This is a genomic window from Nostoc sp. (assembly GCF_036918015.1).
GTDB lineage: Bacteria > Cyanobacteriota > Cyanobacteriia > Cyanobacteriales > Nostocaceae > Nostoc.
This window is the reverse complement of sequence record NZ_JBALEO010000082.1, coordinates 24828-48597: the sequence shown is the minus strand read 5'-3', so window position 1 is coordinate 48597 and position 23770 is coordinate 24828. Positions and strand designations below refer to the sequence as shown.

At 40.7% G+C, this 23770-nt stretch carries 18 protein-coding genes; 11 read left to right on the top strand and 7 right to left on the bottom strand.

Features of this window, described 5'->3' with window-relative positions; all coding sequences use genetic code 11:
- Positions 1-92 precede the first annotated feature (92 nt).
- From V7K61_RS23740 to V7K61_RS23710, 7 genes are all read left to right on the top strand, one after another.
- Positions 93-1256, top strand: coding sequence for a glycosyltransferase family 4 protein (locus tag V7K61_RS23740; RefSeq protein ID WP_335057057.1), 1164 nt, complete (start codon positions 93-95; stop codon positions 1254-1256).
- A gap of 41 nt (positions 1257-1297) precedes the next feature.
- Positions 1298-3538: an ATP-binding cassette domain-containing protein gene (locus V7K61_RS23735; RefSeq protein WP_335057055.1), complete on the top strand. Its 2241-nt coding sequence runs from the start codon at positions 1298-1300 to the stop codon at positions 3536-3538.
- Between the two features lie 68 nt (positions 3539-3606).
- Entirely contained in the window at positions 3607-4824 is a 1218-nt protein-coding gene (locus V7K61_RS23730; RefSeq protein WP_335057053.1) for a glycosyltransferase family 4 protein, read from the top strand.
- A 31-nt stretch (positions 4825-4855) separates the two neighbouring features.
- Positions 4856-5815, top strand: a complete 960-nt coding sequence (locus V7K61_RS23725) for a glycosyltransferase family 10 domain-containing protein (protein ID WP_335057051.1) — start codon at positions 4856-4858, stop codon at positions 5813-5815.
- A 3-nt stretch (positions 5816-5818) separates the two neighbouring features.
- Positions 5819-6799 carry an Npun_R2821/Npun_R2822 family protein gene (locus V7K61_RS23720; RefSeq protein ID WP_335057049.1) on the top strand — a complete coding sequence of 327 codons (981 nt, stop codon included), beginning with the start codon at positions 5819-5821 and terminating at the stop codon, positions 6797-6799.
- 3 nt (positions 6800-6802) lie between these two features.
- Positions 6803-7693, top strand: a complete 891-nt coding sequence (locus tag V7K61_RS23715) for an Npun_R2821/Npun_R2822 family protein (protein ID WP_335057047.1) — start codon at positions 6803-6805, stop codon at positions 7691-7693.
- Between the two features lie 16 nt (positions 7694-7709).
- Positions 7710-8744: an Npun_R2821/Npun_R2822 family protein gene (locus tag V7K61_RS23710; RefSeq protein ID WP_335057045.1), complete on the top strand. Its 1035-nt coding sequence runs from the start codon at positions 7710-7712 to the stop codon at positions 8742-8744.
- A gap of 335 nt (positions 8745-9079) precedes the next feature.
- Here V7K61_RS23710 and V7K61_RS23705 read toward each other — a convergent pair whose 3' ends face one another.
- The 3 genes from V7K61_RS23705 to V7K61_RS23695 all read right to left on the bottom strand — a co-directional run bounded on the left by V7K61_RS23705 (position 9080) and on the right by V7K61_RS23695 (position 14358).
- Positions 9080-9454, bottom strand: coding sequence for a hypothetical protein (locus tag V7K61_RS23705; protein ID WP_335057043.1), 375 nt, complete (start codon positions 9452-9454; stop codon positions 9080-9082).
- A 71-nt stretch (positions 9455-9525) separates the two neighbouring features.
- A complete protein-coding gene (locus V7K61_RS23700; protein ID WP_335057041.1) occupies positions 9526-11208 on the bottom strand; it encodes an ABC1 kinase family protein in 1683 nt (560 codons plus the stop codon).
- 501 nt (positions 11209-11709) lie between these two features.
- Complete coding sequence (locus V7K61_RS23695; protein ID WP_335057039.1) at positions 11710-14358, bottom strand: M1 family metallopeptidase; 2649 nt, start codon at positions 14356-14358, stop codon at positions 11710-11712.
- A gap of 1088 nt (positions 14359-15446) precedes the next feature.
- Here V7K61_RS23695 and V7K61_RS23690 point away from each other — a divergent pair.
- The 4 genes from V7K61_RS23690 to V7K61_RS23675 all read left to right on the top strand — a co-directional run bounded on the left by V7K61_RS23690 (position 15447) and on the right by V7K61_RS23675 (position 19941).
- Entirely contained in the window at positions 15447-17123 is a 1677-nt protein-coding gene (locus tag V7K61_RS23690; protein ID WP_335057037.1) for a DUF3352 domain-containing protein, read from the top strand.
- A gap of 342 nt (positions 17124-17465) precedes the next feature.
- On the top strand, positions 17466-18389 hold the full coding sequence (locus V7K61_RS23685; protein WP_335057035.1) for a class I SAM-dependent methyltransferase: 924 nt from the start codon (positions 17466-17468) through the stop codon (positions 18387-18389).
- Positions 18382-19350 carry a PrsW family intramembrane metalloprotease gene (locus V7K61_RS23680; RefSeq protein WP_335057034.1) on the top strand — a complete coding sequence of 323 codons (969 nt, stop codon included), beginning with the start codon at positions 18382-18384 and terminating at the stop codon, positions 19348-19350. The genes V7K61_RS23685 and V7K61_RS23680 overlap by 8 nt, the downstream gene beginning before the upstream one ends.
- A 33-nt stretch (positions 19351-19383) precedes the next feature.
- Complete coding sequence (locus V7K61_RS23675; protein WP_335057032.1) at positions 19384-19941, top strand: Uma2 family endonuclease; 558 nt, start codon at positions 19384-19386, stop codon at positions 19939-19941.
- A 60-nt stretch (positions 19942-20001) separates the two neighbouring features.
- Here V7K61_RS23675 and V7K61_RS23670 read toward each other — a convergent pair whose 3' ends face one another.
- The 4 genes from V7K61_RS23670 to V7K61_RS23655 all read right to left on the bottom strand — a co-directional run bounded on the left by V7K61_RS23670 (position 20002) and on the right by V7K61_RS23655 (position 23353).
- Positions 20002-20874, bottom strand: coding sequence for a 6-carboxytetrahydropterin synthase (locus V7K61_RS23670; protein ID WP_335057030.1), 873 nt, complete (start codon positions 20872-20874; stop codon positions 20002-20004).
- 277 nt (positions 20875-21151) lie between these two features.
- Positions 21152-21853 (bottom strand): J domain-containing protein, encoded by a 702-nt coding sequence (locus tag V7K61_RS23665; protein ID WP_335057028.1) that lies wholly within the window; start codon positions 21851-21853, stop codon positions 21152-21154.
- Positions 21854-21868: 15 nt separating this feature from the next.
- Positions 21869-22831 carry a cysteine synthase A gene (cysK, locus tag V7K61_RS23660; protein WP_335057026.1) on the bottom strand — a complete coding sequence of 321 codons (963 nt, stop codon included), beginning with the start codon at positions 22829-22831 and terminating at the stop codon, positions 21869-21871.
- Between the two features lie 84 nt (positions 22832-22915).
- The gene (locus tag V7K61_RS23655) at positions 22916-23353 is read right to left on the bottom strand and encodes an RrF2 family transcriptional regulator (protein ID WP_094352153.1); all 438 of its coding nucleotides are present in this window, start codon (positions 23351-23353) and stop codon (positions 22916-22918) included.
- Between the last annotated feature and the right edge of the window lie 417 nt (positions 23354-23770).

Here is a 23770-nt window from a genome sequence, read left to right as displayed (position 1 = left end):
CAACTGCGACAAAACAAATTAAATTAATATTTGCAGATTTAGCTAAAGCTGACAAATCCTGGGAAAATTAAATAAAAATAAGTATAAAAATAGTGAGAAAATTTTCTAAAATATCCTTGTTGGTTTCAGATTTATCAAGTGCAGCGATTCTGCGTGCATACTTGATAGCAAAAGCTCTCAATCAGTTAGGATATGAAGTTGAAATTATGGGGTTTTTATTTGGAAAGAACTTCTATTTAAATTTACCATCTGAATTCAAGGTTTATAACTTACCAGGCAAAGACTTTCCAGAGTTTTTTGGAGAAATACAAAAGTTTTTACCAAAAATCAATGGCGATATAATTTATGCTATCAAACCCCAAATAGCAAGTTTTGGAGTTGGACTATTAAGGAAAATATTCACTAGAAAGCCATTAATTTTAGACATAGATGATTGGGAACTCAGCTGGCATGGCGGTGATAACTGGCATTATCATCCTACACCCAAAGAATTAGCTAGGGACTTATTGAAACCACAGGGCGCACTCAAAAATCCTCATCATACTTTATATGTGAAATGGATGGAAGGTTTGGTAAGTCACGCTGATGCTGTGACAGTGCATACTAAATTTTTGCAGCAGCGTTTTGGTGGTACATTTGTTCCAAATGGCAAAGATGTTTCTTTATTCGATCCCGCTCAATATGATGCTGAATCCAGTAGGAATCGTTATGGTTTATCTGAATATCGGATTTTAATGTTTCCCGGTGCGCCAAGACCTTATAAAGGTTTAGAAGATGTTCTCATGGCGCTCGATAAACTTAATCAACCAGACTTGAGACTAGTAATTGTCGGTGGTAGTCCTTATGATGATTATGATAAACAACTTGAACAAAAGTGGGGACGTTGGATTATCAAATTACCCAAGTATCCAGCCGACGTTATGCCTGATTTGGTAGCAGCTGCTCATATTGTAGTTGTTCCCCAACGAGATACTCCAGAAACTCGCGCTCAATTTCCCTTGAAGTTGACAGATGGGATGGCAATGGCTAAACCTGTATTATCAACGCGTGTTGGAGATATCCCCCAACTGTTAGGTGATACTGGTTATTTAGTCGAGCCTGGTTGTCCTGAGCAAATTGCTGAACAAATTCAATTGATTTTTCAGGATTTAGAGTCAGCAAGCCAGAAAGGTATCAAGGCAAGAGAAAGATGTGTAGAACACTATAGCATCGAGGCTATGGCTTCTACGCTCAAGTCAGTAATTGCTCAGTTGTGAATAATATTAATAATTAAGTTAAATTGGCATAAAAATACCCAATGTCTACCAGAAAACTAATACTAAGATTCGCCAAACCCTATCCAGGTTTAATTGTCCTAACAATGCTGTTGGGATTTTCTGGTGCTTTATTTAATGGTGTCGGTGTGACTTTAATTGTGCCAGTAATTTTGAGAATTGTCGGACAACCAGTAGATTTAACTGGTTTTCCTCCGATTCTCAAAGCTGTGATGTTTCCCTTTGATAATCTTCCTGAAACTTATCGGAATTTGGGAATGGCTGGAACAATTATATTTATAATTTTATTAAAAAACTTATCTAGTTATTTTAGTATTTTAACATCGAGTGTTTTCACTCGGAAATTAAATGCGGATATTCGGGAAGCTAGCTTAGAGTTATTGCTAGATATTGATATAGACTATTATTCAAAAACGAAAGTAGGCGATATTATTAATCGCCTTGGTTCGGAAACTGCCCGCACTTCTAGCGCTATCGGGAGTATTATCAATTTAATTATTTTAATAATTACAATTTTAGTTTTCGTTGCCTTATTATTAGCAATTTCTTGGCAGCTAACAATCGCGGCAACAATTTTATTGGGTTTTATAACATTAATCAATCAATACACAATTAGTAGAGCGAAAAAGTTTGGTCAACAACTATCAGAAATGTCTACATCTTATTCCATCAGTGTTTTAGAAACATTGAATGGAATTCGTTTGGTAAAGTCAACCGCTAATGAAGACAGAGAATATCAAAAGATTACCAAATTAATCCGCGATCGCGAGAAAGCAGATTTTCAATCTCAGGTAAACTCACAAGCGATCGGGCCGATAAGTGAGGTGATGGGAGTAGTAGCCTTACTTCTAATTGTATTTTTGAGTAAAACTTTCTTTGCCAACCAAGTTTCTTTTATTTCAACGGTACTACTGACATATTTATTAGTATTACTGCGACTGCTGCCTTTGGTATCTCAGTTAAATAGTCTTCGTAGTAGCTTTGCCAATAGTGCTACTAGCGTAGAAATAGTGAGTGAGTTTTTAAGTCGCGATCGCAAGCCGTTTATGAAAAACGGTAATGTAATATACACACAATTAAAAAAAGGAATAAATTTTAATTCACTTACTTTTGCCTACCCCAGTCATGAAAAGTTAGTCCTGAAAGATGTAAGTTTATTTTTACCCCGTGCTACAACTCTCGCTTTGGTAGGTGGTTCTGGTGCTGGTAAGTCAACCTTAGCTGACCTCTTACCCAGATTTTACGATCCGACATCTGGCAGTATCTCCATCGATGGCACAGACCTGCGTGATTTTGATATCAAATCTCTCAGAACACACATGGGAATTGTCAGTCAAGATACATTTCTCTTTAATGACTCGGTGCGAAATAATATTGCTTATGGAAGACCTGAAGCTAGTGAAGATGAAATTATCTCAGCAGCCAAACGAGCAAATGCTTATGAATTTATTGATAAATTACCTCAAGGATTAGACAGCCAAATTGGCGATCGCGGCGTCATGTTATCTGGTGGACAAAGGCAAAGATTAGCGATCGCTCGCGCCCTGCTGCAAAATCCAGAAATTTTGATTTTAGATGAAGCCACCAGCGCTTTAGATACCGTTTCCGAACGCTTAGTACAAGCTGCACTCGACGATCTGAGTCGCGATCGCACAACCCTGGTAATTGCTCACCGCCTTTCCACAGTCCAAAAAGCCGATCAAATTGCCGTTTTAGATCAAGGACAGGTGGTAGAAGTGGGAACCCATGAAGCACTTTTACAAAAAAAGGGTTACTACTCACGCCTCTACTCAATGCAATTTGCCGATCAGACTGAAGTTTCCACCAAAACTAATCCCAGCTTTAACCGCATTTCTCACGAACTGCGTACAAGGCTTAACTCAATGATTGGTTTCTTGGGACTATTAGTTGACGATCTAGTAGACAATTCCCAAGAGCACCAGGAATTAATTGACCAATCATACAACTCAGCTTTAAGAGTTCTCAACGCCATCGATCTCTTCAGCGATGTAGTTAACTTGAAAATTAACTGGCAGTTATCGTCAGATATAGACCAAAATCAAGATGAACATAACCAGTATCAAAACTTTAGTCATATCTCAGATGAGTTTCGCACGCGTCTCTATCCTCTGATTAGCTCTCTGCGCTTGCTAGCCGATAAATTAGAATCCGAACCCCAAAAACAAAATCTATTAATTGCAGAATCTTATCAATCTGCTATTTACCTATTAGATATATTAAAAGTTTTTGAAAATAAAATTTAATTTTAGTTAATGTCAGGAACAAAAATACTTGTACCACAATCTTTAAAAACCTCTCATCCCCAAAAAAAATGATAAATTCTTCAAAGAAAAATCAATATATTTTTTACACCGGAGAGCTATCATTCAAGCCGGACACAGCACACGAAATTCATGATGTTCTTTGTGCTAACGCCGCAGCTAACTTAGGCTACTCATCAGTTTTAATTTATCAAGATAAAAAAAATTATTCTGTTAATCTACTATCGTTAATTTATCCTTATCAACCCAAAAAACCTGGAAGAGAATTTATTGAATTTTACGATGTGCAAGAAAAGCTCAAAGTTGCAGCATTGCCAATGCCTTGGCCTATCGATCGAATCGGTGGTAAATTTACTAACTCCAGTACAGTAGTAACCAAATATTATTTACCAGTTCATATCCTACCTCATACTAAAGTTGTCCACACGCGAGATTGGAACTTTGTGAAAGCCGCAGTCAAAAATAAAGTTCCTACAATCTATGAACGTCACTACTTTCAAGACCGAAAATTTGAGCAAGATATCATCCATAGTCCCTATTTTAAAATAGCCATAACTCAGTCAGAACCCATCCGGCAAAGCTTAATAGAAAATGGAATGCCACCGGAAAAAGTAGTTTGGCTACATAATGGATTCAATCAATCATTTTCAATCAGACAGCCCGAAGAAGCCGAAAGGTGGCGGCAAGAATTACTTATCAATGGACGTAAGCATTTAGTTGTCTATTCAGGCGCTTTGTATCCTTTCAAAGGAGTCGATCTCTTAATTGATTCTGCTAAAGAATTGCCAGAAATTCAGTTTATCATCACAGGAGGAACAGAAGCACAAGTACAAGCATATCAACAAATAGCCAGAGATAAAAATGTCGATAACGTTAAATTCTTAGGCTGGATACTTCCACGAGAACGATTAGTCAGCTTGTTTCAAGCAGCTGATATTTTGGTTCATCCTCACTGCGCTGGAAAATCAGCAGATTTCACGAATCCAGTTAAATTTTTTCAGTACATGGCCGCTGGCACTCCTATCGTTGCAACTGAGATTCCACCTTTAATGGAATTCAAAACATCACCTTTGATTGCCAGTTGGTGTACACCAGATAACCCGCATAAACTTGCGCAATCTATTCAACATACTTTAGAAACTTATCCGAGAAAAATAGAGGGTTATGCAGCTAGTATAGATTTTGCCCAGCAATTTTCTTGGGAGAATAGAATTACCAAAATATTAAGCTACGTAGAAGAAGATCAACGTCCACCAATTTTAGGGTAACGATACAAAAATAACCGAATAAATACGATTTATGACTATTAAAACTGTTGGCATGATTAGCAGCTATTCAGGCCTTGCTAAAAACAAAGATTGGCTATGGCAACAAACTCCGCACTACTTTGGTGTTTGGGAAAATATGCAAATGTTGAAAATGGCGCAAAAGCCAGATTTTATGTTGCTATACCAATTTGATTTTCCTCAACCATCGCCGCCAAAATCTTGGTTAGATAATTTTCGCAAACAGCAGCAAAAACCAGTAGTAAATGTTGAATCTCTACTGCGTGGTGTCAACAAAGAGCGGATTATTTATTTGCTCAGAGAACCGCCTTTAGATGAGGTTTTAAAAATAACTAGTCATAATTATCAAGAAGCCCAGAAGTATTGTGGCTACGTTTCTGGCCCTGATGATTTTGCTCCCATTCCTGACTATATGCCTGCTATTTGGTATCACTCAAATTCATTTCAAGATTTAAATGAAATGCCACCGCCTCCAAAAGTTGCCCCATGTAGTTGGATTACTTCGGGAATTAGCCGCACAGCCAACCATCGCCAGCGTTTAGATTTTTTACAATCTTTGCAATCAAGTGGGATGAAATTTGATTTGTATGGGCGTAACTTACCAGAATGGGCGAACAGTTCGGGAGAACTAGGTAACAAATGGTATGGCATGGCACCATACTATTACAATTTGGCAATTGAAAATTATGCTGATAATAATTGGTATGTGAGTGAGAAACTTTGGGATAGTTTACTTGCTTGGTGTTTACCAATTTACTATGGTGGCCCGGCTGCTGATAAGTTATTGCCACCGGGTAGTTTTTTGCGGTTGCCCAGTTTAGATGAAAAAGGCATTGCGTACATCCAAGAAGTGACAGCTACACCTGATGCTTGGTATGCTGCCAAAGATGCGATCGCAGAAGCACGTCAAATCATTTTACACAAATTAAACTTGCTGAACTGGTTATCAAACTTTGTTGAGAAACACTCATAAATTATGAATGGTATTTGTACCCTTGGCAATGATTATGTTTTCGATCAACTGGTGGCTTTGCTCAACAGTATTGATGTTATCTTAGGGCCAGAAACTCCTGTTTGTATCTATCCTTTCGACGATCGGACACAACGGATTGCTGACGAAATAGCTAAACGCCCGAATGTATTTCTTTACGACGACCAAGAATCAATCAACCGCTGGGATCAATTTATGCTGGCAGCAGCCCCAGAACGATTGAATCGGAGTAAATCTCGTCTTTATGGCGCTCACCGTCGTTTTTGCGCTTTTGATGGCCCATTCGAGAAGTTTATCTATTTAGACGCAGACACCTTGGTAATGAAGTCACTTGCAGGAGTGTTTGAAAAGCTAGATAGTTATGATTTTGTGGTCTACGATTTTCAATTTACAGACGTTAGTAAAATATATAATGTTGATTCTCCCAAATTACTAAAAGTTTTTGAGCAAAAACGCATTGATTCCGAAATATTTTGCTCAGGCTTTTATGGCGCAAAAAAAGGGCTATTTGACTCAGAAAAAAGAGATTGGCTAATATCACATTTACAAAATGGTGAGTCAGAAATTTTGTATGGCGGCGCTGGCGAACAACCATTAATCAACTACATGGTAATGAGGTCTAATCTTTCTATTTATAACTTTGCTCGCCAATTGCCAGATAATGAAAAAACAGGATGTTCTGCTAGCTCAAAACACTTCGAGGAACGAGAACATATTCTTTACGATCGCGGTAATCAGCTAACTTATCTTCATTACATTGGGATTCCTCCTAATATCAATCAAGCAGTCTGTGCGGGAGAAAATATTGAGTTTCCCTATCGAGAGTTATTTCTCTATTATCGTTACTTACACGAACCAGAAAAGCGTCCAGTTTTTAATACTCCTCCTAAAAATTATAATGACGCTCCAGCACCAAATTTACTTACCAGAGCTTTGCAAAAATTTAAGTTAATTAACAAAGGATAATTTATGAGTAGGGGCATTTATATAGTTGCTAATGACCGCGTTATCGATAATGCTATTGCTCTCCTTAATAGCATTCGTTACTATGACCCAGAAGTTAGCATTTATCTCATACCTTTTAATGAAAATTATCACAAGGTAGCAGAACAGCTTGCTACCTTACACAACGTCCAAATTTTCCCAGACTTAGAACTTATTGATAGCTTTACCAAACGCATCGGAGAAATTTTTGACCGGGATTTCCTTGCCTTACCTAATAAAATGCGTAAACTGGTGGCATGGTTTGGGCCTTTAGATGAATTTATTTATATTGATACGGATATTGTCGTTTTTGAAAAAATTGCCGACAATTTAGACAAACTTTCAGAAGTCGATTTCTTCTGCTGTGATTACCATCATGCTAATGAAAAGCTGCGAAATATTTTTTCCCCATTTGTGAAAGATGAGCAAATTTTTTCCGATACCCAACTTCAAGATGTTTTCAACAGCGGTTTTTGGGCTTCCAGAAAAGGAGTTATTACCGAACAACAAATGGATGAAGCTTTACGCGAGTGTGCAGCACATCGTGAATATTTCGATTTTTCTGAAGGAGTTACAGACCAACCAATTCTAAATTATCTTGTTCTCAAACTAATTTCTAAACGTGGAAATCTCGTCAAAATTCCTGGAGGAGGGCCTGGTAGTTGGGCCGGTTCGCAAAATTTTCAACAGCAAGATTACGCCCTCTATGACCGAGGACAACGACTTAAATATCTCCACTGGGCTGGTACACGGATGAAAACTGGTAGTCCCTATTGGCAATTGTGGGAACACTATCGCTATCTGCATGAGGGTAAATTTGCCTTCATTCCCAAACTGACTCGCCGTTTATTTCCCTTTGTTTCTGCGCGTACTTAATATTAGGAGTATCCCAATGATTGATGGTATTTATATCCTAGCCAATGATGTTGTCTATGACCAATTAGTGGCGTTGCTCAATAGTATAGAAGCTAATGCTGGCAGGAAAATTCCTATTTGTATACTTCCATATAATGAGCGATTAGACAAGGTAAAAGCAGAGATTGCATCTAGAGATAATGTCACTTTATTTGAAGATTCTGATTCTATAGCTTACTGGGATAACTTTGCTACCAGTATATGGAAAAATTACCCTAGAGCGCAAAAAACTTGGCGAGAGTGGGGCTTTCCAGAACTCTATGAATTACCAATGCACCGGAAATTTTGTGCTGTGGATGGTCCCTTTGATAGATTTATTTATTTTGATGCAGATACCTTGTTAATGGGGCCTGTAGATTATGTATATGAAAAATTAGATAACTACGATTGGGTAGTCAATGATTTTCAGTATAGGTCTGATTTAAAATTTATTTTTGATGGTTCGCCAGAACAAATGCAGCAAATTTTCAACTTAGAAAACTTGCAGTCTCAAGTATTTTGTGCTGGTTGGTTTGCCAGTAAGAAAAATGTTTTTTCTCCAGCGATAAGAGCCGACTTAACCGACAAATTACTAGCGGGCGAAGCTGATGTGATGGCTTTCTTAGCACCTGACCAATCTTTATTTAACTACATGGTGTTGAGAAGTAAAATTTCCTATTATAACTTTGCTTTTCATGGCGGCGAACAAGCAACTGGTAATCACTGGACTTCTCAATTTGATGTGCTAGATAATATCCTCTACGATCAAGGGCGGAGGTTGACTTATTTACACTATATGAGTATATCTTCTTCAAATTTTGTGCGGCTTTGTGGGGGTGAAGATGTTGATATTGCTTACCGCGATGTTTTCTTACATTATCGCTATTTAAAATCACCTGAAAAACGTCCTAAAAGCTTTACGCGTCCAAGCAAGCTAATGCTTCTGCAAAAATCTACTAGTAGTTTTATTCAGCAAAGAATCAACAATATTAAGCTAAACTATCGCAATTTTAAGGATAGGATTACTAATTAAAGATAAGTCAAAATAGAGTTTTTATCATTCTTGATTAACTAATATAATCCAGTTGTAGGAATTCTATCTAGTTTGTGAAAGGAATGGCACTAAGAAAACATACATCCCTTGCTCTAACTGCTTCCCAGCCTCTAGGCTGGGAAAGCATTCTGGGAGGCTCCACCTCCAGTAGCTTGAATTGAGGCAGAGCCTCTTTAAATACATTCCCAGCCTGGAGGCTGGGAACGAGACTACACAAGCCTTTGGGATTTTCTTAGTGCCATTCGGTTGTGAAAGTTAGTGGTTTTTAGATACCTGAATTCTCAAATAATTCGGGTATCTAATTTTTTACATATCTAAGAAAAAGAATCTAAATCTAAAGATTGCATACCTTCGCGTTCTATAAAGGTCATCATACTTCCCAACTGCAACCAAACTAATAAGCAAGTAAACAGACTAATTGGTAGACCGACTCCTAAAGCCAAGGATGAGGGAAAGCCAAATATCTCTAGGCCTGAAGACATAAATAAACAAGTACCGCCTGTTATGCCGATAAATGGTACAAGTAATTGTTTCAGTGAGGAACGTGGCTGAGTATTTTCTGCTCGTTCACTTGGCCAGTTCTGCACAATTACTTTCAAAGTGCCAGATAATGCCAAACCAGATGTTAATGCTATGAAAAAGCCAACAAGTAAGAGAAAGTAAGGCGGTTGCTCAGGAAAATAATACATGAAAACTCCTAATTTCTATTAAAGATTTTTTACTTTTTATTTGTTGACTGGTTCTCAGCAAAAGACTCAAGTCATGTCGCTTTTGGCAGGATAGCGGCTGCACCTTCTCTGGATAACTCTGTTAAAATCCCGATCGCTACATTTAATAAACGATCCGGTTTTAAGTCATCTTTAACTAGGTTCCACAGCCTTTGGACATCTTCGGTGTGTAGGCGGTCATCTTCGGTAAGAGCAAGCACCAACTGTCGCCGGAGAAATTTGCCTTCTTCCGACATTAAGTATTGGAACCCCATCTGAGCAGTGGGCAATACATCAAAGTTGTTATCACTACGAGCGATCGCAATCAAATTCTCTAACCGCTGCCACTGAAATTTACCATCTTTGAACAACACATTCAATAATCGTCGCCGTAATTCCGGCGATTCCCCTGTCAGCAACCGCCGCGCTATATAGGGATAACCCACTTCCACAATTTTGAAATCGGGGTTAAGGCTAAGGGCAATACCTTCTTGGGTAACTAGAGAACGAATAATCAAAGCAAACTTGGCCGGAACTCGGAAAGGATATTCGTACATCAGTTCCGAAAATTCATCAGTAATAGTTTTGAAGTTAAAATCTTTGACATTTTTGCCAATAGCGTTTCCTAGCACCGCTTCTAGTGCTGGCACTATCGGGCAAATATTCGTATCTGGAGTCAGAAACCCTAATTTTACAAAGTCTTCGGCTAAGTCGGTATAGTCTTTATTCACCAAATGCACTAGCGCATCGACCAGTGTTTCTTTGGTACTTTCTTCCAACTGATCCATCATGCCGAAGTCAATATAAGCCATACGACCATCGGCTACAGCAAATAAATTGCCGGGATGAGGGTCAGCATGGAAGAAACCATATTCTAAAAGCTGTTGCAATCCTGATGTAACACCAATTTGGATAATCGCTTCTGGGTCTACACCTGCTTGGCGGATGCGTTGAGTATCTGTCAACTTGAAGCCGTCAATCCATTCCAGGGTTAGAACGTGGGTATTGGTGTAACGCCAGTAAATACCTGGAACTTTTACTTGTGGGTCATTGTGGAAGTTGCTAGCAAATTTTTCGGCGTTGCGTCCTTCATTAATATAGTCAATTTCCTCAAATAACTTCGTGCCAAACTCATCCACAATTAAAGTTAGGTCGTGACCGAGATTTAAAGGCAACCAAGGAGCTAGCCAACCTGCTGCCCAACGCATCAGATATAGGTCGCGTGTAATTACCGGATGTAAGTTAGGGCGTTGCACCTTCACGGCGACTTCTTCACCGCTCACCAAACGACCCCGGTAGACTTGACCCAAGCTAGCAGCAGCGACTGGGTGAGGTGACAGTTCGCTAAAACTTTCGTGAATTGGACGGCCTAGTTCACTTTCGATAATCTGGTAAGCGATCGCATTATCGAAAGGTGGTAACTGATCTTGTAACTTGATCAGTTCTTCTAAGAAATCTTTGCGTATCAGGTCAGGCCTAGTGGAAAGGGCTTGACCAACTTTAATAAAAGTCGGGCCGAGGCGGGTGAGCAGTTCTCGCAACTGGATAGCTCGTTTACCCTTGTTCTGCTCAACTTTATCTTGCCACTCGTCCCACTTCAGACCGAATATAAATCCTGCAAAAGAGGAGATAATTCTCAGCACTCGCCCCCAGGCTAGCCAAGGACGGTAACTATAGTAGCGAGCGATCGCATCTGGATTATAGAGTTTTAGTTGAGCAGGTTGATACTGACCCACGCCTTTTTTTGCCTCTTCAACTGAAAAATTTACAATGATTGTTTTTCTCCTGACCTACAAGTTAGTTGTAAGTTGCAGGATAGCGGTAGTCTTCTATCTAAAACAACTAGAACTCTACCCTTGGGGGATAGTGTTCGAGGCGATTTTAGCATCTGTTACTGCCTAGATTTGTTTATCTTTTTCTTAATTATACTTTATAAAACTACAACTACTTATCCAACTTTTAGATGATTTTATCTTTTCTTAACTTTAATTTATATAAATATAAATATGTATCTATATATGCAAATTGAAACTCAGTAACCGCTTACAACATAAAGATCCCCAACTTATGTTAGAAGTCGGGGATCTTGGTACTATGTTTATTTGTACCTGTGATTTAAGTGGAAAATAAAATATTTTATGTGTCCACAATAAAATTACAGTATCAACTAAAACCTTGGTAATTGTTAATAGCTTTGCCACAATTACCAATTACCTGCTTTTAATTATCATGTAGTGCTATTTAGATTTAGATTTAGCCTCCAAGTTTTCTAAACGGCTTCTCAATTCCTGATTTTGTTGTTTGAGTTGGTCGAAATCTTCACGCAATTGACGCAGGGTTTTTTCTGAACCAATGTTCTTTTGCACCTTGGAAATTTCTTCTTCAGCAGAACGACGTACACGCCCATCAGCTGTTTGTTCAGCTAGCGATCGCAAAATCCCCACTGCTTTAGGTGTTTCCATTTGTCCTAATGCTGCTGCTACCGACACTTGCGTTAAAAAGAAGCTTTCTTTGGCTAGTTCTGTTAATTTTTCTAAAATCCGTTCCAAATTAGCCGGACTTTGACCAACAGAAATCTTTCCTAAAGCGCGAATTGTAGCTAAACGTAGGGCTTGTGGTACACCAAGTTTGGTGTATTCGATTAGTATATTTAAAGCTGCTTCCGAAGTTTTGAATTCAGCTAAACCGGCGATCGCACCACTCCGCACGACTTCATTCCAACCCGCCTTTTCTTCTAAAACGGATTTCAGCAGCTTTAGTACCTTGTCTTCCTTGGGTTTTTCTTCCAAGTTTGATGAGGCGATCGCCCCGATTACACGAGAAGCTGCTGCTTCCACGTAGTAGCTGGGATCGCCCTTTTGCACTAACCCTCTCACAACTTTATAGCTTTCAGCAGTTTTGAATTGAGTAAGTGCTTCCACTACAGCTCGTCGCACATAAGCATTTTTATCTTTTAACCCAGGAATTAAGCCATCAAAGGCTTGATCTAAATTGATTTGGGCTAGTTGTTTTGCCACTTCCACACGGACACCCCACAATGGGTCATTTTTTAGTGATGCAGATAGTGCAATGATTGCTTCTAACCCACCTTTTTTCGCCAAAGCTACTGCTGCATAACTACGCGAAATCGGGTCGGGATCGAACTCTAACTGTGCTTTTAACTCCGCGATTGGATATTCCAAAGCTACTGTTTTTAGGTAATTATTTCCAACATCAAAGCTAATAAATTGGGGCTTGTTTTCTAGGGGAAAGTAGAAGCTTTGTTCGCGTTCATTCACCCGGATGGTGAAAGTTTTGAGTTGTGAGTTAGGAGTTATAAGTTTGGAATTATTTTTAACTCCTAATTCCTCACTCCTCACTTCTTCCTGTTGGGTATAGCCAAAACCAATAGGTATTTTTAAATCAAACAAATCCTTACTGCCATTTTTACCTTCATCAGCTTGGGTTTGAGTGACTGTCATTTTTGCTAAATTAGCATCTCCATCCCAAGAGTAAGCTACCTTAAAATCGGGATGACCACCACGATAAACGTATTGGTCAAACAGGAACAAAAGATTACGTCCGGTTGCCTTTTCAATCGCCCTGAGTAAGTCTACTGTTTCTACGGTTTTGTGGGCATTATCTTGGACAAATGTTTGAATTGCCTGCCAAAACAACTCATCTCCCAATTGCGCCCGAATCATGTGATATACACAAGAACCTTTTTCGTAGATGTGGCGATCGTAAAGTTCAATAGCTTCTCGGTAAACGTGCGTTACCATTGGACGGCGATAACGACTGCTATCTTCACTTAAGTAACGACGAGCTTCCAATAAACGATAGTAAGCTGCTTCTTCTAGACTATATTCCTGTTCTGTCCACATCACCTCAGAGTAAGAAGCCATCCCTTCTTTAATCCAAGCATGAGACCAATGCTTAATCACCACCAAATCACCAAACCACTGGTGTGCGAGTTCGTGGACGACTAAACTTTCAGTGTTGCGGTTATCTAAGGCGGCACGTTCATCCAGCAAACATCTATCTGTTAACAGTGTTGTGGAAGTGTTTTCCATGCCGCCAAAGATGAAATCATCGACGCAAACCTGGGCGTATTTCGGGAAAGGGTATGGATAGCCATACTTTTGGCTCAGAAATTCGATCATTCGGGGAGTTTTGCCCATGCTGCGTTTAGCATCTTCCTCCCGTCCCTTTTCTACATAGTAGGTGACAGCTTTACCGTTCCACTCATCTCGAATTTCAGCAAAATCACCTACTGCTAAAGTCATCAAGTAGGTAGGATGAACTTGTTGCTGTAACCAATGATAGACTTTGTAATCACCATCTTCTGTAGTGTCAATTAATTCGCCGTTGGAAATCGCCACGAGAGGATTGGGAACGCGGACACGAATTTCCGAAGTAGATAGTTGTCCTGGATAGTCAAAGCAGGGGAACCAAAAGCGAGAGTCTTCGTCTTCGCCTTGAGTCCAAACTTGAGTAGGCTTGTTTGGGTAGTGCTTATCTGGTTGAATAAAATAAATACCGCGTTGCGGTTTTGCCACCGAGTAGGCGATCGCAATCAGCAAGCGTTTACCAATCTGGGTGGACTGAGAAAGTTGGATGGAAAGCTGTTCGCCGTCATAGTCAAAATTTTGTGGCACTTCGTCCACCTGCACAGACTCGATATTTAGGTTGACAGCATCCAAAGTCAAACGATCAATACCATTACGGATTGGCAAGAGGCGAATGCTACAACTGCCCTGATAGCTTTGCTTGGGGATATCCAAGCTGAGATCGAGAAAAATATGCTCTACCTGTCCGGGGCGATCGGGGTTGTAGTGTGGTCTTGCTCCCGGTAACTCAAAAGGTTTGTGTCCGTTATTATCTGTATCAAAATAAGACTGCGACATTGATGCTTACTGACCTTGTAATCCTGAAAAGTCTGGCTTGGTTGGATGTAGTTAAGTAAAATAGCGGTGTTTGATGTATTTATTTACCAAATCAACAGGGCATTATGGAGGTGAGAACTCTCCTTTGGGATTGGGAGATTGAAATTAATCTCACCCGAACTTCCGAAGATCGGCTACCGATCCTGGGATTTTTTTCATATCCCTGCCGCATTTACTTTTGCTGATGTTCTGCACTTTTTTGGCATTGAGTCAAGAGTCTCTTACACCTCGATAGATTCTCATTAAGTACAAATACTCCTAATTATTTTTATAACTTTAGGATAGCTTGCTGCTGAACACGCTATTTTGTTTAAAATGAACAGCATATCATTTGCAGATTCGCTCCTCATCTGGTTGAAGTATTTTTGAGAGTAATTTTAGACCGCTAATTTGTAGGATTACTAATTTTATCAGTAAATACCAACTGGAGTTGAAACTAAATGCAGGATACCAGTTGTGTGAGAGTACAATCACAGATTTCTCTCTCCGTAAAAACTCTTATACTGGCGAGTGGCCGTAAAAGTCGCTCAGAGGGAACGCTTGTAGATTGACGTTGCGCTTGTCAAATCTTCTTAACTCCTTTAACAAATCGGCGGGCGATCGCTAGCTTGTTTGCTGTATAGATGGACTGCAAGATCCAAGTGCTATAGCAATCCTAAATCATTCGTAGACAATGAGATTTCTGACTTCTTAGATAAGTTAGGAATCTCAGCCTTGCAATTTTTACAAATCAGATAGGATTGCTATGTATTTAATTTGCAAAAACCCATTTGTAGTAAAAAATCACTTTTAAGTTGGGTGTTTGCTGATTGAGACATGAGATTTAAGTGAGAATTTTTATGATTAATATCCAATTAATGATGGATGTCAAAAGCAACAATTTTCAGCAAAGAGGGGGTAGACGTGCAGCTTGCCAACCAGTGTGCGGCTGAATCCTTTTGTCATGGGTTAGTCTAGCGATGGATTAGCGGAAATATTATAAATCCGAAAACTCTACAGTGACACTTGTATAAATCTCGGTGACAATCTGAGCAAAAGAGGATAACAAAATGCCTGAAAGTAAATCAAAATTTCTCATTCCTGCTGTTGGTGCTGCTGTCGTTGTCGTCGGAAGTATAGCGGCTTATATGTACTTCAAAGGCTCACCAGGAGGTAGTTCAGGCGCTCTAGGCAGTGCTAAAGTAGTGCCTTCAACAGCACTGATGGCAACTTATATTACTAATGACTCTGAAGCCTGGGCAAAATTACAGCAGTTTGGCACTCCAGAAGCACAAAAGTTAGTAGCAAAAGGTCTGGAAGATTTCAATAAGCAAATGTTCAGTGACAGTAACGTTTCTTATGAAAAAGACATAAAGCCTTGGGCTGGTGGTGTGATGATTGCTGTACTGCCACCAAATCCTGTAAAACCGGCACAGTTAAACGTGCCCTCTGGGGCACCTAATGTACCAACAAATTTACAGCAGGAATCAAATATCCTGATAGTGGTGGGAATCAAGGACAAACTCAGCGCGTTGAATTTTGCTAACAAATTAAAGTCACAAAAAGGGGTGAAATTACAGGAATCTGACTATCAAGGTCAAAAAATTGTCGAAACTACACAAAATGGTAAGCCAACGTATAGCGTAGTTTTAAATGATAGTCAGTTGGTATTAGCCCCCGAAAAGCAAGCTGTAGAAAAAGCAATTGATACGTTTAAGGGACAGTCTTCTTTTGCCAGTAAAGAAGGTGCTAGCAGCATTCTTAAAGGAGTGGATGTTAAAAACAGCCTCGCCCAAATTTATGTACCAGACTATGCCGGGATGATACAGCAATTAACCGCTGGAAATCCGCAGGCAAAGCAGTTACCTCCACAAACCCTGACGCAATTGAAGCAGATAAAATCTGTGGTAGCGGGTGTTGGAGTTGATGATGCGGGAGTGAGGGTAAAAGCGATCGCTAATTTAGATCCGCAATTAAATAAATTTCAGTATCAATCAAGTCCTGGGAATATAGTCGGGCAATTTCCTGCTGATACCTTTGCTCTGATTAGCGGAAATGGTATCAGCCGTGGTTGGGAAGTGCTGGTAGAGCAGTCAAAAAATTATCCAGAAATGAAGCAAGCTCTAGAACAAGCGCGAGGACAACTGAAATTCGCCAATCTAGACCTAGATAAGGATATTTTTGGCTGGATGAATGGGGAATTTGCCTTTGGTGCGATTCCATCAAATCAAGGAGTATTAGCGAGTGTTGGTTTTGGAGGTGCTTTAGTATTTGATACTAGCGATCGCAAAACTGCCGAAGCCACCTTGACAAAATTGGATACCCTTGCCAAAACCCAACAAATCAACGTCGCCAACAGAAATATCGGTGGCAAAAACGTAACTGAATGGCAAATTCCCCGACAAGGAGCTTTATTGGCACATGGTTGGCTGGATCAAGATACTGTATTTGTAGCTATTGGTGGCCCCATTGCTGACGCAGTTAGCGATCGCAAAAATCCATCTCTCGACACTAGCGACGCTTTCAAAGCCGTGACTGGTTCTTTGCAAAAGCCCAATGGCGGCTATTTCTACCTAGATATGGATAAAACTAAAACTGTGCCCCTGATCAATAGTTTTGTATCATCTAACGCCAATACTATCACCATTTTGAATTCCATTCGTGGTGTTGGTTTTACCGCTATTAGCCCCGATAAATCCACCAGTGAATTAGAGATGTTGTTAGCTCTTAAGCCTAGTGCAAAATAGGGTATGGGTCACGGAATAGGCAGAGATGCGGAGCGGCAGAGGTGCAGAGGGGAAAAACTTACTGCAACTTCTCCCCCAATACAGTTCAGTTAAGGCTAAAACTCTTTGCCAAAGTCAATTTTTTTAACGAACCGCATTCGCGCAGCGTCTCGTTAGAGAAGGACGCAAAGAGAACAAAGAAATGCTTAACCCAAGCGTATTCACTTCTCCCCTGCTCCCCTGCTCCCCTGCTCCCCTGCTTCCTCGTTTCCCCATTCCCCAGAATGTTTTTCAATTTGCATCTAGACTGGCCTCCAGCAACTATGTCATAAGTAGAAAAGGCTGTTAAGTGCAAACTAATTTATGACTGCTGCTGTAAACACTAATCCTGGTTTAGCTTCCCGCTTGGTGAATGGCATACTGGCAATCCAGCCTTTAGCTAACCTAGCCAAGCATCAAGCTAGACAAATGATGATTAAACGTGCCGAGAGAATTGGTGTGCCTTGGACGCTAGAAGTTGAAACACTACAAGCGCGTGATTGGAAGGACGATCTCGCTCAAGTACAAAATCCTCAGCTTTCCTACCCCGATTACTACGTCACCTCATTCCATGCTTACGAAACAGGAAATCTCAGTTGGCAAGCCGCTTTTGAGGTAGAACCTGCTGCTTACGCTGTCCACGCTAAGATTTGGCAGGGGGCTGAAGAAGCGCAAGGCGATCCGATGCTGCGCCAAAGCTACCACAATATCCTGAAAAGTCAAATTCCCAATGAGCCGCAAGACATCTTGGATGTAGGATGCAGTGTTGGCTTGAGTAGTTTTGCCCTACAAGAAATTTATCCCCATACCAAAATTACAGGCTTAGACTTATCTCCCTACTTTTTAGCTGTTGCCAATTACCGCGCTGGGCAACGTCAAGCTAAAATTAACTGGCTTCATGCCCAAGCTGAATCTACCGGGCTACCTGATGCCTCGTTTGATTTAGTTTCCATTTTCCTGATGTGCCACGAATTACCCCAATCAGCAACCCGACAGATTTTAGCTGAAATGCGGCGCGTGTTGCGTCCGGGTGGCTACTTGGCAATCATGGATATGAATCCCAAATCTGAAGTTTACAAGAAAATGCCAGCCTACATTTTGACTTTGCTCAAAAGTACTGAACCGTATTTAGACGAATATTTTGCTTTGGACATTGAGCAAGCTATTGTTGAGGCGGGTTTCCAAGCTCCTACGATCGCTAACAATACCCACCGTCACCGTACAGCGATCGCTCAGGTGAGTGGTTGATTTATCTCTAGTGTTCTGGGCAGTAATACCACCCTTGCTGCTGCTGGGCTACTACTACTATCGGGTGCCATTTGCCCCACCTCTGTTAAAGTTACTGATGCTTTTTATCATTGGGGCAATATCTGGGATCTTAGCCCTTAGACTCGAATGGGATTTTGAAAATGTAGCGAACTCTTTTGTAGGCTGGCATCAGATCAAACGTTGGCTTCCTGGTATAGCCTTGCGGCAGCTTGTAGAAGTAGGCACAATTGAAGAAGGCTGCAAGTTAGCTGCGGTTTTTATCCCAACCTACTATCTGCAACGCAAGTATCGATTACTTCACTCTACGGTTTTCCTCTTCACCATAGCCGTTTCCCTTGGATTCACTGCCGAAGAGAACTGGATTTACTTTTTCCACGGTACAGCATCAGTTTTTGAACGTACCATCGGCACGCCAGTCCATGCTATGTTCTCTGCACCTTGGGGATATGCATTAGGGACCTATATTTCCTCTAAAAATCGCTTAAATCGAGACAAGAAGTTTATTTTTAGGGCTTGGCTAAATTCTGTAATCTGCCATGCCCTAGTTAATATCCTATCTAGTGCTTGGGGTTACTCATTACCCCTACGTTTCCTAAGTTACGGTTTATTTCCGTTTCTGTTGTGGATGTTTTGGCGGCTGGAACAATTACTGCGAAAAGTGCAAGGTAAACCTGTAATTACCTTGATTTCAGACCGTACACCCCAGCGCCGTTACTGGCAGAGGAGTTTAGTGTTGTTTGCCCTCGTACTGGGTGGAAATGCTATTTTTGGTCTGTTTCTCTTAGCCAGGACTGTTAGCCCTTTGAGTCCGTCAAAGCTTTTTGACAGTGATATTTTGTGGTTTATAGTTAGTCGCTTTTTACTAAATCTCTTTTTTGGAGTTTTAGCTTGGGGCATTTATCGCTATTTGCGACATTCTGCCCGTCGTCGGTATTTTTAAAAGTATGATTTAGGAAAAGGCTAGGGGGTTTCTATGCAAACAACTCCAGTGCGTTGGACGACTGCTGACCTAGAGCTATTTGCTAGCGATCGCAGAAATCGCTATGAGATTATTGATGGAGAACTATTTGTGACTAAATCACCTAGTTGGGATCATCAAACTAGCTGCGCCAATATTGTTACAGTTCTTAAGATTTGGTCAGATGAAACTGGTTTAGGTAAAGCTGCGATCGCACCTGGAATTATTTTCTCAGATTCTGACAATGTGATCCCTGATGTGGTATTGGCAAGTCATGAACGCTTAAAAAACTTACTAGATGAAGCTGGACATCTCACGGGCGCACCGGAGTTAGTAGTAGAGGTTTTATCACCCGGCGAAAAAAACGAGAAACGTGATAGGGAAACAAAGCTAAAGCTGTACTCAGTGCAAGGGGTTCAGGAATATTGGATTTGCGATTCTGTACAAAAGAAAGTTGAGGTTTATCGACGCGAACAGGCTGTATTGAAGTTAGTAGCTACTTTATTTAATCAAGATGAACTGACAAGTTCTTTGCTACCTGGTTTTAATTGCTTAGTAAGTAAACTTTTCTAGCTGGGCATGGGCATGGGGATGATCTAAATTCCCTATGTCCTATGCCTAATTTGCAATTAGCTAAACTTGTGCTAATACTGGCTGATTCACGGATGCGCTGACTGAATCTGATTCAGACTCCGTACAGTAGATTTCGCAGGAGTTATTGGGACTTTCAATCAATTTTACTTTGTAAAGTTTAGCTCCCAATTCCTCAATAGGCGATCGCAGCAAATTACTAATATAAAGTGCGATATTCTCAGCAGTCGGTACAACTTCGGCAAAGTAGGGAATATCTTTGTTTAAAAATGTGTGATCGAATGGCTCTAACACATAATCCTCTACCACTTGATTCAGGGCACCTAGATCAATAATCATGCCAGTACGTGGGTCAATTTTTCCTTTGACAGTGACTTCTAGATGATAATTGTGTCCGTGACCGTTGGGACGAGCGCACTTACCATAAATCTCAGTGTTTTCTTCGTTACTGAGCTTAGGATGAGCTAGCCGATGGGCGGCGCTAAAGTGAGTACTGATGGTGAGGTAAGCTTCCATTGCGTTTCCCATATAATCTGCCCAAAGTTCAGGATGTTCAAATAACTGCACACGGACTAGAGGCAAGTGGGGTGCTAACCGTTGCCAGATAATCCGTGCAATATTCTCCGTGGTAGGCAGAGTTTGTTGAAATTCTGCCCACACATCATTGAGATAAGAGAAGTCCAATTGACTGGTAACTTCCCGTTTAATTACGTGTTTCACATCAGACAAGTTCAGCACCATGCCATATTCATCCAATTCCCCGGCTAGCGAGATGAATAAGACATAGTTATGCCCGTGTCCTGGAAATCTAGAACCAGCACCAAATTTCTCAATATTCTCGGCTTCACTCAGTTCTGGCAACCAATAACGATGACTTGCTGAAAACTGGGCGCGGCGATTAACAATACATGGCATGAGTACACTATGAGCAGAATTTAAACTTTCTTAATCTTTTTCTGCTTCCAGCATAAACTAATTCCTAAGTCATTTGTCATTTGTCATTTGTCACTTGTACTGAGTGAAGCCGTTGGCGCAGCCTCTCGTAGAGAAGTATTTGTCATTTGTCCAAGAGAAGCCACGCCCACTCTTTAACGTGGTTTGAATTAGTCCGATGAAAGACAAAGTTTTTCCGCCCACCATAAAAGTAAGCTTAGGGTATCACAAGAGACGGGGATGTACTAATGACTAATAACTATGTAACAGACGCTTGTGCTTCACAGTGCAATCTCGAAGCTATACGGAATAGTTCATGACCTGTGTGTAAATAACGCTCATCGTAGTTCAAAGGAAAATAACCTAATTCATCGAGTCCATCTGCTACTTGATCGAGGCTGTAGTAGAGGTGAGCTGCTGTTCTGGCGAGACTAGGGGGATTTGGCAGGGAGCGAAAAGTAATTTGTGCCTGCTTGAGATCATCTCGACAGGTTCTTAAGTATTCCTGAAATTCATCTAACAACTCATCATCAAAGGGATCGGCAGCTAATTGCTCCATTTGTTCTTCTAAAGAATAAAGAATGGTACAAAGCAAGCGATTTACTGGTTGATAAACTTGGCGCAGCCATTCTTCAACTTGCTCGTCAACATCCCGTCCAGTTTTTCGTCTTGTCTGGTAATGATTTTGGGCTGATGCTGTACGCTGTTGGCGATCGCTATTTAATTTTTGGGAGTCATCTTGCAGTTCTTGGTCATAATTGCGGCGATTTTGGTTGTCGCCTAAAACTTCATAAGCTGCATTGATGCGGATAATTTGCTCGCGATCGGCTGTTTCCTGATTACTGTCAGGATGAAACAACTTAACCAAGCGGCGATAAGCTTGCTTAATCTCCGCAAGGCTTGCACTTGGACTAACTTTGAGAGTTTCGTAATGGTTAGAAATGTGCTTAGAATTGACCATTAATTCAATGTATCGTTAACTGACGCTAGTGGCTAACCTTGCCTCTAGGTCTTGGAACAACGGTGTACTCAAATACCTTTCACCAAAGCTAGGCTGAATCATCACAATTAAACGTCCCTTATTTTCTTGACGTTGGGCAACGCGAATTGCTGCACATAAAGCGGCTCCACTGGAAATGCCAGATAGTAGCCCTTCTTCTTTTGCCAAACGCCGACTATAAGCGATCGCTTCTTCATCGGTGACAGTAATCACTTCATCAATCAATTTTATCTTGAGTACTTGAGGAATAAACCCAGCACCAATTCCCTGGATTTTGTGGGGCCCTGGTCGTCCCCCAGATAAAACTGGGCTATTGGCAGGTTCAACTGCGATCGCCTTAGAATTAGGCTTGCGTGCTTTAATCACTTCTGCTACACCAGCGATCGTACCACCTGTACCCACTCCTGCCACAATGATATCGACTTGTCCATCGGTATCTTCCCAGATTTCAAGCGCTGTAGTTTCCCGATGCACTTTTGCATTGGCTGGATTGCGGAACTGCTGCAACATATAGGTATTTGGTGTAGTATTAACTATCTGCTGCGCTCGTTGAATTGCCCCACTCATGCCTTCCATTCCTGGTGTTAGTTCCAGTTCTGCTCCATAAGCTCGCAACATTGCCCGACGTTCTCCACTCATCGTCTCTGGCATTGTCAAAATTAATCGATAACCCTTTGCTGCTGCTGCCATTGCTAGGGCAATTCCGGTGTTTCCAGAAGTGGGTTCTACCAATACTGTCTTCCCAGGAGTAATTAGCCCCTCCTCTTGGGCAGCGTTAATCATACTTACCCCAATCCGGTCTTTGACTGATGCTGATGGGTTCATACTTTCCAGTTTCACCACAATTTCTGCAACACATCCTTCTGTTTGAGGAATGCGGTTCAACTGCACTAGGGGTGTACGACCAACAAGTTCTGTAATGTTACGAGCTATTCGCATAAATTAGTCCTTAATTATTAATTATTTGTTATTGGTCATTAGTCATCAACAAATGACAAATGACTAATAACAAATGACTCTTGACTAAATGTAGTACATGATATCTAATTGCCGCCGCGAATCTCGTTTTTCACAAAGATCCTGGAGCGTATATTTTTGCAAGACTGAATTTGCCGCGCGGCTTGCTTCTTGCCAAATTTCTTCTATAACTGAACTGTCTATACTTTTGGAATTAACGTTTTCTTCACCAGCCCGCGCCTCTAAGCCTTCTAAACATTCCAAAATCTCAAAAAGGATGATTTTTCGGGGTTCTCGCGTTAACAGATAGCCACCTTTTGACCCACGCTGACTTTTAACTATACCGCCACGCCTCAAGGTTGCTAGTAGCTGTTCCAGATAGCGATCGGGTATGTTTTGTTGTGCTGCAATTTGTCGGATTTGCAGCGGTTCGCCGCTTTCGTAATGAGCGGCCATCTCTAATAAGGCGAGAATTGCGTATTCCGATTTACAGGATAGTTCCACAAGCAGCAATAAGTTAGGGATTAGGAATTAAGAGTTAAGAGTTAGGAGTTAAGAGTTAAGAGTTATTCAATTAACCTCTATTAGAAAAGTTCACTCAGAAAAAGTTGCTCACGGCGTAAGTTACTTATAGAGCAATACGGTTCAGATAAGCCCAAAACCCTCATGTAGAGACGCGATTTATCGCGTCTTCAAAGACCAAGTACCTACACCAATAAACCCTTAACTGAACCGTATTGACTTATAGAGTGGGTATTACAATGACCACCCTACTCTGAGCTATTCATATAAAACCCGCCATAACTCATAACTTCTAACTCCTAACTTTTCTAGTATACTCCGGTTAACTACTGGGGTTTATCCATTATTATTACCGAAAACAAAAAACCCCGCCTAATGGCGGGGAGAAATAGAGTTCAA

Excerpts from the sequence above, each read along its gene's own strand:
- V7K61_RS23705 (WP_335057043.1), bottom strand. The coding sequence starts at position 9,454 with ATGTATTATTTTCCTGAGCAACCGCCTTACTTTCTCTTACTTGTTGGC.
- V7K61_RS23725 (WP_335057051.1), top strand. The coding sequence starts at position 4,856 with ATGACTATTAAAACTGTTGGCATGATTAGCAGCTATTCAGGCCTTGCT.
- V7K61_RS23695 (WP_335057039.1), bottom strand. The coding sequence starts at position 14,358 with ATGTCGCAGTCTTATTTTGATACAGATAATAACGGACACAAACCTTTT.
- V7K61_RS23730 (WP_335057053.1), top strand. The coding sequence starts at position 3,607 with ATGATAAATTCTTCAAAGAAAAATCAATATATTTTTTACACCGGAGAG.
- V7K61_RS23720 (WP_335057049.1), top strand. The coding sequence starts at position 5,819 with ATGAATGGTATTTGTACCCTTGGCAATGATTATGTTTTCGATCAACTG.
- V7K61_RS23710 (WP_335057045.1), top strand. The coding sequence starts at position 7,710 with ATGATTGATGGTATTTATATCCTAGCCAATGATGTTGTCTATGACCAA.
- V7K61_RS23675 (WP_335057032.1), top strand. The coding sequence starts at position 19,384 with ATGCAAACAACTCCAGTGCGTTGGACGACTGCTGACCTAGAGCTATTT.
- V7K61_RS23670 (WP_335057030.1), bottom strand. The coding sequence starts at position 20,874 with ATGCCATGTATTGTTAATCGCCGCGCCCAGTTTTCAGCAAGTCATCGT.
- V7K61_RS23685 (WP_335057035.1), top strand. The coding sequence starts at position 17,466 with ATGACTGCTGCTGTAAACACTAATCCTGGTTTAGCTTCCCGCTTGGTG.
- V7K61_RS23690 (WP_335057037.1), top strand. The coding sequence starts at position 15,447 with ATGCCTGAAAGTAAATCAAAATTTCTCATTCCTGCTGTTGGTGCTGCT.
- V7K61_RS23735 (WP_335057055.1), top strand. The coding sequence starts at position 1,298 with ATGTCTACCAGAAAACTAATACTAAGATTCGCCAAACCCTATCCAGGT.
- cysK (WP_335057026.1), bottom strand. The coding sequence starts at position 22,831 with ATGCGAATAGCTCGTAACATTACAGAACTTGTTGGTCGTACACCCCTA.
- V7K61_RS23715 (WP_335057047.1), top strand. The coding sequence starts at position 6,803 with ATGAGTAGGGGCATTTATATAGTTGCTAATGACCGCGTTATCGATAAT.
- V7K61_RS23665 (WP_335057028.1), bottom strand. The coding sequence starts at position 21,853 with ATGGTCAATTCTAAGCACATTTCTAACCATTACGAAACTCTCAAAGTT.